Raw genomic sequence first — 14,166 nt, 5'->3', positions numbered from 1 at the left:
ACCTGTCCGGACAGCGGAACTGAAGCCCGGCCGGTTCCGTCCAACAGGAGGTCGAGTCAAACGAGGTGATATGCGGATGAGTGGGATATTTTCGCTCGAACCGGACGAGTTCTCCGGACAGGCGCCCGTATTCGGCGACGCGAGCGACGAGTTGGCGGCCGCGATCCGGCGGCTTCAGGCGGCGATCGATGGCGAGGGTCGCTGCTGGGGTGATGACGAGCCCGGACGCGCATTCGAAAAGACGTATCAACCGGATGCGGAAAGAACGGTGCAGAATGTGCAGAATCTGACGTCGATCCTGCGTGCCACCGGAGCACTCATCAACAACTCCGCGAACCATTTCGACCATCAGGACCTCGGTAGCGCCGCCGACTGTCAGGCCGCCGCCATCACGGACCCCGAATCCGGCTCGGCCATCGGCCTCGGCGACAACCCCACGCCGCCGCATGTCGCACCGGCCTCTCTCGGCATGTCACCCCTCGACACGCCCGACCACTGGCAACAGCAACTACTGTCGCCGGCTTTCGGCGACCGGTCGGCCGTTTCGACTCGAGCAGCCGAAACATACACACCATCCACCGCCACCCCCACCGGCACGGATCTGCCGAACCAAAGCACCCGTCTGCTGGGCGAGCGCGACCCGGCCGTATACGACCGAGAAGGCCACGGACCATCTCGGCAAGGGCACGATGACCGGCAACGACCGGGTAACCACAACCCCAAGGCCATCTCGCCGGACCTGCGTGGGACCGGCCGTACAGCGGAACCGATCTGCGACACCACCATCGGCAGTGACGGCGCTGTGGGATCAGCCGAACAGCCGGCGCCGAGTGCGAGACCAGGCACTGACGCACGGGAGGCAGGTGGGGGCCGTCCGGGCATGCGGCCTCCCTGGCAGCGGGCCAAGTCACGGGGCAACGATCAAAAGAAAGATCCCAAGCGTCCCAACGGGATTGTCGCGCCTGACGGCCAGGATCCGACTTCGGATACCACGGCGCCCAACGAGTTCTCCGCACCAGTCACCGGGAGGACGGGAGGCACTCCCTGGTCCGAGCGCAACCGCGACGATTCCCGCCTCGTCACACGCCCCAGCGCCTGAGGACTGTGACGAATGGACCGCCCGAATCTCGAGCAGTTGTATTCGATGAACAACGAAATCAAAAGACTGGTCTCCTCCCTGCTGGACGGACTCGACCAGCAGCAGGCGTACCTGTCGGACGTGGTAGCACGGCTGGCCGCATCACGATCGACGGCATGCTCGTCCGATCGACTGCTCGAGTTGACCGTCGACGCTTACGGGATCGTCGTCGAAGTGCGTCTGGCCGACAATGCGTTCAGCGCCAGCACGCCGGAGCGGCTCGCCCGATCGATAACGGAAGTAGCCAGGGCAGCGGCTAGGCAGGCACAGCAACGGCGGGCCGACATACTCACACCGATCACTGAAACGGTCGACAGTCTGCCGGATCTCCCCGACCTGTTTCCAGGCGCGCCGAGCCTGCGCGAGATCCGCGACATCATCGATGCGGCGGCCCGCACCGACAGCGCGGACACCGATTCGACTCGACCCAACCGACCAGGGCACTCCCGCTGATGTCGCCGCAGCCAGTGCCGCACCCGCCGCGAGACCCATCGATGTGCATCGGCGGAGGGGGTGAGGTGAGCACGAGTCGAGCGCCGATCGCCGATCCGGTGGGGGGTTGTCTCGGGCACGGGTGACGCTGCAGATTCCACCGGAGATTCCACAGTGGGTCGTGGCAGCGGTGGCCGGTCCCTGGCCTGAGGGCGATGAGGACGCGATGCGTCGGCTGGGTCAGGAGTGGATCGAAATGGGTGATGCGATTGCCCGGGTATCCCAGCTGACCGGTCAGGCTCGAGAGAAGGCCCTGGCGTCGATCTCCGGGGAAACCCGAAAAGCGTTGGAAGCACATGAACTCGACCTCAACGGCGATCTGCGGACAGTTGTTCTGGCCTGCAACAGCCTCGGCGAGCAGTTGATATACGACGCCCTATACATCGAGCACAGCAAGTACGTGATCATCGGGGCTCTGGTAGCGCTCGTTGCCGAGCTGGCCCTTGTTGCGCTCTGGCCCGGTGTGGGACAGGTGGGCGCGGCCTCGAAAACGGCGGCAACGCGCGTGACGGTGCGGGCGGCGGTACGGGAACTCGTCGAAAAGATCGGAACAGATGGCGCCTGGGCCGCTGCGGCGCGAGGGGGAAAGGCGATTCTGGGCAAGGGCGTCACGCTCGGCGCGATCCAGGGCGGAGCGATTCCGTTCGCCGCCGAGACCGTACAGATGATGGAAAGCAATCGCGAATGGGGCGATTACGCATGGCATGACGTCGGCATCGGTGTTGTGTCAGGTGGCGCGGCGGGTGCTGCGGGTGAATTCTTCGGCCGCCGGGCGCTCATGCGAATCGAGCGTACCGCCACCGAACTGGGTGCCAGACTCGATCGCGACCTAGCCTCGCCGTTTCTGGGGCAGGCGGTCATTCGCCTCAGTGGCGCGGCGGCCGGGGGCGTTGCAGGGGCCGGCGCGGCGGTGCTGGCGACTGTGCCGTTCACTGGGCAACTTCACCTCGGCTGGGAACAGGTACTGCCCGGTCTGGTCGGCGGTGTACTCGGCAGTATGCCGCATGCACTGCGCAGCCCTGTTTCGTTTCCGCCGCGGCGAAACGGGCCCGCCCCATCGCGTTCCGACTCCGCCGCGCCGGGCGATAGGGCCGCGAACACGCCACACAACGATGTGGAGACTCCGCCACCACCCCGTGGTGGACCCGAGCATCCCGGCGATGCGGTATCCGCTTCCGCAGGCCCTCGGTCGGCGGAGATGCTCCACTCACAGCCCGGAGAAGCACCGCGACAACAGGTGTATCGGGACAGCAGTAACACCTCCATGTCGCGGCTCGTCGGCGATTATGGGCGGGGCGTGCGTGACAACTCATCCGTGGAGTTGATCCGAAAGACGGAAGAACACTCGCACGGGGTGCCACGCCTCGAGGAGAAGGTTGTCATCGGAAATAGATGGGTACGTCGTAGGGAAATGTGGGAACCGCAGGAAGCCCACGATCTGAAGGCAGCGTATTTGACGGCAACAGCGGTTGGCATGAAGAAGGTTCCCGAGGTGTACATCGGTGAGGACGGCGCCGTATACACGAACTTCACGTCGGGCAAGGTGAAAGACGGTGCGGGGGACCTGGATCCGATGCTGACCTATCTCGAGTCCCACAAATTCGTTCCCGATGAATTGTCTGCGGCGCGAGAGAGGCTCACCGAGCTGATACCCGAGCTCAACCGACTGGGGCGGCCGGATCTACACGTGCAGATCATGGACCGGCTCACCGATATCGAGGCCACCCTCACAGAATCTAGAGCAGACGCCGCACCAAATACTCCGAATAGGACTGATTCAGCACCTTTACCACAATCTTCCGCCATGAACAGAAGTATCGCGGACGCTGGAGCTTCCTCCGTCCACGGTCAACGAATCAAGGATGTAACCGATGCGCTCCGAGGCCCTCTGGAGGAGCGGCGCGAGAACAATTCCCGGACGCAGCTCGGGCAAAGAAACAACATCAACTATGCATACGAGCAAAGAGAGCTTTCCGAAGGCGGCGTCAATTATGGCCGCGCCCAACCCGAGGAGGTGATCAAGGCCATCCGCGAAGGCCGCCCGGTGGGCGTCGAAGCCCCGGGACCCTATCTGGTGGACTATTCCGGCGGGCACATCACGATGGAGAACCTCATACCGGCCGACCGTGCCGTACTGGAAACCACTGCCACAATAGTCCGGGCGCTGCGCGAGAAAGAGCCGGGTGCTGATATCCGTATCGTCGCGCTCTGGGACGACTACAATATGCAAAATCCTGGCACCGGTTCGATGCGGACCCATCCCTTCACCGCCGACGAACGTGCGAATTTCCGAGAAGGCCAGATCCACATACTGAAGGAGTTCGGCCTCATCGAACCCGATGCGGTGGAAGGTCGCGATTTCCACCTCTTCCAGGAAAGCACACTGGTCAGCAAGGCTGAACAACTGGTGAATGTCCTGGAGGGACATGGCCTGATCCGGCGCTATCCAGGCAGCCTGCGGATCTCGTACGTCAACTACGATCCGGAGAACGCGTTGCACTATACCTTCGACTTGCGGAAGCAAGATGGTCTATGGATGTGTGAGGCGCTGGACTTCGCGAAGGTGGTATCGCTGCTCGAGGCCACGGGTCCGGACACGGTAATGGTGGTACCACTGTCACAGAACTTGCGCAGACAGCAGGATCGACTGTGGGAGTTGTTGCGCAGTTACGGTGTTCGTCCGGAAAACCAGCACAACTACTTCCTGGACCCGGAAGGATCCACCCAGCAAACGAACCTGATCAGATCGCACCTCACGAAGGCCACTGTCATCATCCTGGTCTTTGCTACGACGACGGCGGCCTCCGAGACCGATGTCCGGATACTCCGGCAGTACGCGGTCTAGCCGGCCGCCGGCGCACGAAGTTCCGTGCGGCGCGGATGTCGCTCGCGGCACGGTAACGATTTCGTAGCGCAGGGGGCGTTGACCGGGGCGGCGGAGTTCAGGTTCGCAATCAGGGTGAACCCCGATGTGCTGCGGCGGCGGCGATCGCCACCATGGAACCATGACCAGAGCGAACGGCTGGGCCGGCGGGACCGGCCGGATGGGATTCAACGAGCAACTCCACCATTTGTGGCGGACTCGCCCGCGGCGGCTGCCGCGGCAGGGGCCGATCGCGGGCGTCGCCGCCGGGTTCGGGCGTCGCTACGGGGTCGATCCGGTGCTGGTGCGGGTCGTGTTCGTGGTCGCGTCGATCTTCGGTGGCGCGGGCATCGTGCTCTACCTGGCGGCCTGGCTGTTGCTGCCGGCGGCCGGCGACCAGGTCTCGGCCACCGAGGGACTGCTGGGCCGGGGCCAGACTTCGCAGTCGCCGACCAAGACCATAGTGCTGATCGTGGCCCTGGCCATCGCCGTGAGCACCATGGGTCCGGTCGGAGTGGGACTGGGCGGGTCCGGCCTGATCAGCTTCGCGCTGATGCTGGCGGGCTGGTGGCTGCTGTACCTGCGGCAGCCGGAGCCACCCGCCGACGGCTACGACGCGCTGATCGCCGAGGGCGGCACCGCTTCGACCGGCTACCCCGGCACCATGTTCCCCGGCGCCTCGCCGTGGGTGGGGCCCACCTACGGCCCCTACACCCGGCTGCCGGACCACTACGAACCCGAGCAGCCGAAAACCCCTCCCGCACAAGCTTTCTCCCCGGACAACACGGCCACGGACGTCATCCCGCGACCGGACCGCGACACCGCGGTCCTCCCGGCCGACACCGCCGTGTTGCGCACCGAGGGCCCCGCCGAATCGCGGTCTTCCACCGCCACCACATCATTCGACCCCGGCACGGCACAGAGTTCAACGGCCGACGTCCTCGACAAGCCGGACGCGACAGACGACCCCGGCACGACGCCGGGCTCGGCGGCCGACTCGACCGCTGACACCACCTCGAGCCCGACAGCCGACGCGAGCACAGCACCGGACACGGCCACAGAGGTCGGCACGGCTTCGGGCGCGGCCGCTTCCGACGACGCGACACCGGGATCTATCGGTGAGGTAGGCGCGACATCGGACACGACCGCCGACACCGAGGCGCTACCGACGGGGGAAGGCACCCGCGCTGACCGGCCCGCGCGGCCGACCGCTGTCCCGCCCGTCGGCGATTGGCGCACCCGGACCGCGCCGGGACCCGCTCGGCCCGGGCTCACCCCGCCGGGCTGGGATCCGCTGGGTGTCGCTCCGCTGGCCTGGGATCTGCCCGAGCCCGGTCCGGCTCAGCCGGTCGTGATGCAGCCGCCACCGCCGTCGCGGCCGCGTTCCCGGCTCACGCCGATGGTGATCGGTCTGGCCGTTCTCGCCGCGGCTGTCGCGGGCGCCATGGCCGCCGCGGGGGTGGAGTGGATGACTCCCGCCCGGATCGGCGCGGTGGCGCTGGCGGTGGTCGCGCTCGGGCTGATCGTAGGCGCGTTCCTGCGCCGCGGTTACGGGTTGATGGTGGTGCTGGCTCCTCTGGCCGGTTTCGTCATCCTGGCGGCGATCGCCGGGCCCGTGGACTTCGACCGCGGCGCGATGGGAGACCACACCTGGACACCGGCCACCGTCGCCGACCTGCATTCGGATTATCGGGTGAATCTCGGTTCGGGCACCCTGGACCTGCGTTCGCTCGCCTTGACCGAGAACCGGACGGTGGACGTGTCGGTACGCATGGGCGATGTGCGGGTGCTGGTGCCGGAATCCATGCGATTGCGGGCCAATTGCACGTCGCAAATGGGTGACATGCAATGTCCGCAGGGACTCACGGGTCCCGCCGACGGACCGGTGCTCACCCTCAATATCGATGTCCACGCCGGAGACGCGGAGGTGAAACGTGGCTGACAATTCGGAAACCCGTCGGGGACCGTCGTTCTCGATGCTGCTGGCCGGAGTGCTGGCACTACTGGTCAGCGTCTGGGCTTTCATCGGCCCGTCCTCGTGGCCGGCGCACAGCATCATTCCGATCGGCTGGATCGTGGTCGCGGCCGCGATCGTGGTCGGCATCGTCCTGGTGGTCGCGCCGCGGAAGAAAAAGAACTGAATATCCGCAGACGAACAGGGGCTTGGATCGCGATGATCCAAGCCCCTGTTGTCGCAGGTACTCTCAGCGCATTCGGGTGAAGCTGCGATAGTGATCGCCGGTGTACCAGGCCGACCCGTCGCTACCGGTGACGATGCGCTCCGCGTCCCGAGATTGCCCCGGCTGTTTGGGATTCACATCCCACTCCTGATACCGGATCCGGTTGCCACCACCGTCGTTCGCGGGCAGCTGCCCTTCACGATTGCTCCACGTGCCGCCGCCCTTGGTGCCTTCCGCGCCGGCAGCGTCCGGCCATTGCCCGGCGTCGATCAGCTGCAACGTCTTCCACGCCCGGTCCGGAACAGTGTCCGCCACCAGCCGCACCTCGACCGGCCCCGCCGCCACCGAAGCCGGAGCATGATCACGCCCCGCCTCGCCTCCGGGCATCAGCAACACGGACGCCGCCGCGAGCACCGCCATAGCGAGCCCGGCGAATGCCGTGAATACCTTGCCCCACAAGCCTTTCGCCCGATCGGATCCCTGAGTCATCGGCTACCTCCCCAACATAGGCCGAGCCCGATCCGACTCGGCGCCTAACCCGAGCACCGAGCGACACCCTGGCAGCAGACCCTGAACCCCCGCAACACATCACACCACGCCGAACTTGCGACTCGGTGAAAACTCTCGGCACACGCCGAGTTCATTCCCACTCGATAGTCCCCGGCGGCTTACTGGTCACATCCAATACCACCCGATTGACCTCCGCCACCTCATTGGTGATCCGAGTCGAGATCCGTTCGAGCACTTCATAAGGCAACCGAGTCCAATCCGCGGTCATCGCATCCTCACTGGACACCGGGCGCAACACGATCGGATGCCCATAGGTCCGCCCGTCCCCCTGCACCCCGACACTGCGAACGTCGGCCAGCAACACCACCGGACACTGCCAGATCTGCTTGTCCAGCCCCGCCGCGGTCAGCTCCTCGCGAGCGATCGCATCGGCCTGCCGCAATGTGCTCAGCCGATCGCGAGTCACCTCGCCGACAATGCGGATGGCAAGTCCCGGCCCCGGGAACGGCTGGCGCGCCACGATTTCCTCGGGCAGTCCGAGTTCCCGCCCGACGGCGCGCACCTCGTCCTTGAACAACAGCCGCAGCGGCTCGACGAGCTCGAATTCCAGATCTTCGGGCAGCCCACCGACATTGTGATGACTCTTGATATTGGCCGTACCCGTGCCACCGCCGGATTCCACCACGTCCGGGTAGAGCGTGCCCTGCACCAGGTACTCCACGTTCGCGGCGCCGCCCTCGTCCGCGCCGGTCTCCTCGACGATCTGCGCGACCGCGTCCTCGAACGACCGGATGAACTCGCGCCCGATGATCTTGCGCTTCTCCTCCGGGTCGGTGACGCCCTTCAGCTCGCCGAGGAACTTGTCCACCGCGTCGACGGTGATCAACTTCGCCCCGGTCGCGGCGACGAAATCGCGCTGGACCTGTTCGCGTTCACCGGAACGCAGCAGGCCGTGGTCGACGAACACACAGGTCAGCTTGTCCCCGATGGCGCGCTGTACGAGCGCGGCCGCGACCGCGGAGTCAACGCCCCCCGACAGGGCGCAGATGGCGTGCCCGTCGCCGATCTGCTCGCGCACCCGCGCGATCAGGAGGTCGGCGATATTGGCGGAGGTCCACGCGCTCGGGATACCGGCCATCTCGTGCAGGAACCGGCTCAGTACCTGCTGTCCGTGCGGGGAATGCAGCACCTCCGGGTGGTATTGCACGCCGGCCAGCCGCCGCGCGCGGTGTTCGAACGCGGCCACGGGCGCACCCGTCGTGGTGCCGGTGACCTCGAATCCTTCGGGCGCGTCGGTAACGGCGTCGCCGTGGCTCATCCACACCGGCTGCACGGTGGGCAGGCCGCCGTGCAGGACGCCGCCGTCGATGCTCAGTTCTGTGCGGCCGTATTCGCGGGTGCCGGTGTGGGCGACGGTGCCGCCGAGCGCCCGCGCCATCGCCTGGAAGCCGTAGCAGATGCCGAACACCGGCACGTCCAGGTCGAACAGCCGCGCGTCCAGCTGGGGGGCGCCTTCGGCGTAGACGCTGGCCGGACCGCCGGAGAGGATGACGGCGGCCGGTTTGCGGTCGGCGATCTCCTCGACGGTCGCGGTGTGCGGGACCACCTCGGAGTAGACGCTGGATTCACGCACCCGCCGGGCGATCAGCTGCGCGTATTGCGCCCCGAAGTCGACGACGAGGACTGGTCGCTGGGTTTCTGCCACCCGCACAGTTTAGTGAGCACGCGATCGGGTCCTGTGCCCGGGCAAACCGGCGGGAACAGCGCCCCGAACATCCCACCGCTGGGGACATCGCCGAACCGCGCTCGCCGTGTCGCGCGGCGACACGCCCTCGTGGTAGTCACTGCCACGAATCCCCGTGTGGCACAAGCTCCCTGCTCGGCGAACCGGCAGCACCTCGGCCGACGGTAAAGATCACCGAGCGCCGTGGAACTGTCACGCAACCCGGACGTACGACGAGGCCCGGCCAGCTATCCTCGTGCTCGTGCCATTCGCCCGTGCGATCGATGCCGAGATCCATTACGAGGACAGTGGCGGCCACGGCCCGGTTGTGCTCCTCGGGCACGAATTCTTCATGGACCGAACGATGTTCGCGTCACAGGTCGCCGCGCTGGCTCCGGAGTTCCGCATCGTCGCCTGGGATGCCCGCGGGCACGGCCGCACCCGCGACAAGGGTTTGCCCTACACGTACTGGACCGCCGCCCGCGACGCCCTGACGGTGCTGGACCAGCTCGGCGTCGAACGCGCCGTCGTCGGCGGCACCTCGCAGGGCGGGTTCAGTGCGATGCGCACCGCCCTGCTGGCGCCCGAGCGGGTGGCAGCGCTGATCCTGATCGCCACCGAGGCGCACAGCCCGACCCCGCGGGAGCTGGAGACGTCTCGCAGATTCCTCGACCGCTGGCACGAGCCCGGCGTGCGGCGGGCCCTGGCCGACCATCTCGCGCAGTGGCTCATCGGCGACGACCCGTGGTACCGCGCGGTATGGACCAAGCGCTGGCTGAACCGCGACCCGCACGCCACCGAGGTAGCGGCAGGCTGCCTGCTCGGCCGCGACTCGATCATCGACCGACTTCCCGAAATCACCTGTCCCGCATTGGTGATTCATCCGACCCGGGCCGGCATACCCACCGCGCATGCCGCGGAAATGGCTCGCGCCCTGGTGAATTCACGCTACTTGGAGATCGAGGGCGCGCACCAAGCGGTGAACATGACACACCCCGCGCAGGTGAACACCGCTATCCGCGAGTTCCTCCGCCGCACGGTCGTCCGCGCCGGTTGACCCGGGCGAGCATAGAGCCAGAGCCCGATCTCAGGCCCGGACCGTGAGCCCCACCCGCTGAAACTCCTTGAGTTCGCAGTACCCGGCCTTGGCCATCGAACGGCGCAGTCCCCCAACAAGATTCACCGAACCCCAGGGATCGCTGGACGGCCCGTACAACACCTGCTGCAACGTAGGCCGCTCGTCCTCCTCGGCGAACTTCAACAGCGCCCCGCGCGGCACCGAGGGATGCGCGGCGGCCGACGGCCAGAACCACCCACGCCCCGGCGCCTCCTGCGCCAGCGCCAGCGGCACCCCGAGCATGGCGGCGTCGGCGCCGCAGGCGATGGCCTTGGCCAGATGCCCCGACGACACGATGTCGCCGTCGGCGATGACGTGCACGTATCGGCCACCGGTCTCGTCGAGGTAGTCACGTCGCGCGGCGGCGGCATCGGCAATGGCGGTCGCCAGCGGCACCCCGATCCCGAGCACCTCACCGGTGGTGGTGGCGCCCGGCGTGGAGCCGTAACCGACGATCACACCCGCCGCACCGGTACGCATCAGATGCAGCGCGGTGCGGTGGTCGCTGACCCCACCGGCCACCACGGGCACATCGAGGTCGGCGATGAAGGTCTTCAGGTTCAGCGGCTCACCGTCACCGACGTGTTCGGCAGAGATGATGGTGCCGTGCACAACCAGCAGGTCCACCCCCGCCTGCACCAGCGCCGGGGTGAGCTGCCGGGCATTCTGCGGACTCACCCGCACCGCCACCGTCACGCCCGCGGCCCGCACCTGCGCCACCGCCGCGGCCAGCAGGTCCGCCTGCATGGGCGCGGCGTGCAACTGCTGCAGCAGCGCGACCGCCGCCTCGGTGCCTTCCTTCTCGGCCACTTCGAGCAGCTGGTCGATGCGCGCGGCGACATCGGCATGCCGCGCCCACAGCCCCTCACCGTTGATGACGCCGAGCCCGCCGAGCCGTCCCAGCTCGATGGCGAACTCCGGCGATACCAGAGCGTCGGTCGGGTGGGTCACCAGTGGGATGTCGAACCGGTAGGCGTCCAGCTGCCAGGCCAGCGAGACCTGCTTGGACGACCGGGTCCGCCGCGAGGGCACGATGTCGACATCGTCCAGTTCGTAGGTACGCCGGGCGGTCCGGCCCATGCCGATCTCGACCATGTCGCGCACTGGTGTATCTCCTTGCTGTGTCTTTGGCGCCGCCTGCGGCGTCGCGGGTTTTCGGCGCCCTGTGGCTCGGTTTTCAGCGGCCTCCGCTTGCTCCTTCGTCGCTCGCGCGGAGGCCGCTGAAAACCGAGCCGCGCCGAAAACCGGGCGGGGTGCGATGGTGTCGGCACCCCTGTCCTTTGTGCTCAACCTGCACGGACGGTTCCATGATCCCAGCAACCAGCGCAAGCCATGCCTTCGGGGGCATGCGTGGTAAATGCCGAACCACTAAAACATCGCCCCGTGGATCCGCAACGCAACCATCAAGCCCGACCTGAACAACCATCAAGGTTCACGAACAAGGTTCCGCCGCCGCACAACTCGCCCACCCCACCCATCGAGCCCAAGCACAAGTCCCCCGCCCACCAAACCACCCACACATATCCCCGCTCACTAAGCCACCCGCGCACACCCTCCCCTCACCAAGCCACCCCGCGCAGGCCCTCCATCCGCCAAGTCACCCGCACATATCCTCCGCCCGCCGAGCTCACCCCGCGCACACCCTCCGCCCACCAAGTCACCCGCGCACACCCTCCATCCGCAAAGTCACACGCACACGTCCGCCGTCCGCCGAGTCACCCGCACACGTCCTCCGCCTGCCCAGGTCACCCCCGCGCACACCCTTCCTCCGCCAAGTCATCCGCACACACCCGCAACAAACACCCACCGGCAACACATGAACCCCATTCACAACATCCCCCACCACCCCACGCAACCCCCTCCGCCAAAAACCTCCCCTGTAGCACGCCAACCCCGTAAGTTTTCGGCGCGTCTCGGTTTTCGGGTGCCGCTGCAATGCGACGAAGGAGCCAGCAACGGCACCCGAAAACCGAGACCAAGGGCGCCGAAAACCCGCCGAAGCGAAGCGAAGGCCAAAAACACAGCCCCCACCTAACTCAACACGCCACCCACCAACACCTCACCAACACACACGCGAGCAACGGCTCCCGACCAACCCAACCCTCACCCACGCCCCGTGTAATTAGGCGCCTCAACAGTCATCGTGATGTCATGCGGATGACTCTCCTTCAACCCAGCCGCAGTAATCTGCACAAACTGAGCCCGCTGCAAATCCGAAATAGACTGCGCCCCGGTATACCCCATAGCCGCCCGCAACCCCCCGACCAGCTGGTGAATAACCTGATTAACCGGCCCCCGGAACGGCACCCGCCCCTCGATCCCCTCAGGAACCAACTTGTCCTCGGCAAGCACATCGTCCTGGAAGTACCGATCCTTGGAGTAGGACTTAGCCTGCCCCCGCCCCTGCATGGCCCCCAACGACCCCATCCCCCGATAACTCTTGAACTGCTTGCCGTTGACGAGAATCAGTTCCCCGGGCGATTCCGCGGTCCCGGCCAGCAGCGACCCGAGCATGACAGTGGAAGCCCCGGCCGCAATGGCCTTGGCGACATCACCGGAGTACTGGATACCGCCGTCCGCGATCACCGGCACACCAGCCTGCGTGGCAACGGCGGTGGCCTCGAGAATGGCGGTGATCTGCGGCGCCCCGACACCCGCGACGACGCGGGTGGTGCAGATGGAGCCCGGCCCGACCCCGACCTTGACCGCGTCGACACCGGCTTCGATGAGCGCCGCGGCGCCCGCCCGGGTCGCGACATTGCCGCCGACGATCTGAATGCGGTCGCCCACTTCGGTCTTGAGTTTCGCGACCATCTGCAGCACCTGCACCTGGTGGCCGTGCGCGGTGTCGACGATGAGCACGTCCACGCCGGCGTCGCGCAGGGTCATGGCGCGCGACCAGGAGTCCTCGCCGACACCGACGGCGGCGCCGACGAGCAGCCGTCCGTCGCGGTCCTTGGTGGCGTTGGGGTACTGGTCGGTCTTGACGAAGTCCTTGACGGTGATGAGCCCGCGCAGGCGGCCGTTGCCGTCGACGATCGGGAGCTTCTCCACCTTGTGGCGGCGCAGCAGGCCCAGCGCGGCCTCGGCGGTCACGCCCTCCTGCGCGGTGATCAGCGGCGCCTTGGTCATCACCTCGGCGACGCGGCGCTCCTGGTCGACCTCGAAACGCATGTCGCGGTTGGTGATGATGCCCACCAGCTCACCGGTCTCGTCGACCACGGGCAGGCCGGAGATGCGGTACCGGGCGCACATCGCGTCGACCTCGGCGAGGGTGTCGCTGGGGCGGCAGGTGACCGGGTTGGTGACCATGCCCGCCTCGGAACGCTTCACCGTCTCGACCGCGGCTGCCTGGTCGGCGGCGGCGAGGTTGCGGTGCAGCACGCCCATGCCGCCGGCGCGTGCCATCGCGATCGCCATGCGGGCCTCGGTGACGGTGTCCATCGCCGAACTCACCAGCGGGGTGCGCAACGTGATCTCACGGGTCAGCCGGCTGGAGGTCTCCACCGAGCTGGGAATGAGATCCGAGGCGGCCGGCAGCAACAGCACGTCGTCGAACGTGAGGCCGAGCATGGCGATCTTGTTCGGATCGTCACCACCCGTATGAGGGCGGACGGCGTGTTCGCCCATCACGGGACTACTCATCGGATCGACCCCTCCTGGACCTCGAAAGCAACAATCCGGGGATCGACCCGGACCGCGAACGTCTGACGGATTGCCGGAGCCGAAGATCAATACCCGGCACCGGTTCCGTCCATGGTATCGACCGCGCAAATCGACCGCCGCAGCGACCAGTCCCAGTAATCTCCGCCACACCCCCACCCCCACGACACGCCGACAACCCCGAGCAACCCACCCCGGCACCACATCCCACACATCACCCCCACCCGCCACAGCTCACTCACGAACCGAGTCGCCGACACAGCCCACCTCACTACACCGATCACCTGGCCTCACCGAACGCCCACGCCCGACCTCACCTCCCCAAGGCCCACTCCGCCACCTCCCCGAAATCTCCCCGCACACCCTCACGTCCGTCCGCCGAAAACCCCCACACGCCCCAATTCCCGAAAATCTTCTATACACACCACCACACACAGAAACTCTCCCCCGCCTTCCCTGCATCACCCGGATATCTTCCCC

The 14,166-nt window shown here is 66.7% G+C and carries 10 protein-coding genes; 6 read left to right on the top strand and 4 right to left on the bottom strand.

The features are described from left to right. Nucleotides 1-76: 76 nt before the first annotated feature. The 5 genes from ACFMRZ_RS27335 to ACFMRZ_RS27315 all read left to right on the top strand — a co-directional run bounded on the left by ACFMRZ_RS27335 (nt 77) and on the right by ACFMRZ_RS27315 (nt 6,634). Nucleotides 77-1,099: a WXG100 family type VII secretion target gene (locus ACFMRZ_RS27335; protein ID WP_400181275.1), complete on the top strand. Its 1,023-nt coding sequence runs from the start codon at nt 77-79 to the stop codon at nt 1,097-1,099. Between the two features lie 12 nt (nt 1,100-1,111). Next, nucleotides 1,112-1,591 carry a YbaB/EbfC family nucleoid-associated protein gene (locus tag ACFMRZ_RS27330; RefSeq protein WP_400181274.1) on the top strand — a complete coding sequence of 160 codons (480 nt, stop codon included), beginning with the start codon at nt 1,112-1,114 and terminating at the stop codon, nt 1,589-1,591. Between the two features lie 121 nt (nt 1,592-1,712). Next, a complete protein-coding gene (locus ACFMRZ_RS27325) occupies nt 1,713-4,475 on the top strand; it encodes a hypothetical protein (protein ID WP_400181273.1) in 2,763 nt (920 codons plus the stop codon). A gap of 160 nt (nt 4,476-4,635) precedes the next feature. Then, nucleotides 4,636-6,435, top strand: coding sequence for a PspC domain-containing protein (locus ACFMRZ_RS27320; protein WP_400181272.1), 1,800 nt, complete (start codon nt 4,636-4,638; stop codon nt 6,433-6,435). Next, nucleotides 6,428-6,634 (top strand): hypothetical protein, encoded by a 207-nt coding sequence (locus tag ACFMRZ_RS27315; RefSeq protein WP_280274698.1) that lies wholly within the window; start codon nt 6,428-6,430, stop codon nt 6,632-6,634. The genes ACFMRZ_RS27320 and ACFMRZ_RS27315 overlap by 8 nt, the downstream gene beginning before the upstream one ends. A 63-nt stretch (nt 6,635-6,697) precedes the next feature. Here ACFMRZ_RS27315 and ACFMRZ_RS27310 read toward each other — a convergent pair whose 3' ends face one another. Both ACFMRZ_RS27310 and guaA read right to left on the bottom strand, forming a co-directional pair. After that, entirely contained in the window at nt 6,698-7,162 is a 465-nt protein-coding gene (locus ACFMRZ_RS27310; protein WP_400181271.1) for a ribonuclease domain-containing protein, read from the bottom strand. Nucleotides 7,163-7,313: 151 nt separating this feature from the next. Then, a complete protein-coding gene (gene guaA / locus ACFMRZ_RS27305; RefSeq protein WP_400181270.1) occupies nt 7,314-8,888 on the bottom strand; it encodes a glutamine-hydrolyzing GMP synthase in 1,575 nt (524 codons plus the stop codon). Nucleotides 8,889-9,168: 280 nt separating this feature from the next. Here guaA and ACFMRZ_RS27300 point away from each other — a divergent pair, with 280 nt between their 5' ends. Next, the gene (locus tag ACFMRZ_RS27300) at nt 9,169-9,963 is read left to right on the top strand and encodes an alpha/beta hydrolase (RefSeq protein WP_280274695.1); all 795 of its coding nucleotides are present in this window, start codon (nt 9,169-9,171) and stop codon (nt 9,961-9,963) included. A 30-nt stretch (nt 9,964-9,993) separates the two neighbouring features. Here ACFMRZ_RS27300 and ACFMRZ_RS27295 read toward each other — a convergent pair whose 3' ends face one another. Further along, on the bottom strand, nt 9,994-11,127 hold the full coding sequence (locus tag ACFMRZ_RS27295) for a GuaB3 family IMP dehydrogenase-related protein (RefSeq protein ID WP_280363494.1): 1,134 nt from the start codon (nt 11,125-11,127) through the stop codon (nt 9,994-9,996). A 999-nt stretch (nt 11,128-12,126) separates the two neighbouring features. Then, nucleotides 12,127-13,668: an IMP dehydrogenase gene (guaB, locus tag ACFMRZ_RS27290; protein WP_280271727.1), complete on the bottom strand. Its 1,542-nt coding sequence runs from the start codon at nt 13,666-13,668 to the stop codon at nt 12,127-12,129. Nucleotides 13,669-14,166: the final 498 nt, after the last annotated feature.

Origin of the sequence: Nocardia sp. N2S4-5 (assembly GCF_044628355.1) — a bacterium.
Classification (GTDB): Bacteria; Actinomycetota; Actinomycetes; order Mycobacteriales; family Mycobacteriaceae; genus Nocardia; species Nocardia wallacei_B.
This window is presented reverse-complemented; position numbering and strand designations above follow the sequence as displayed.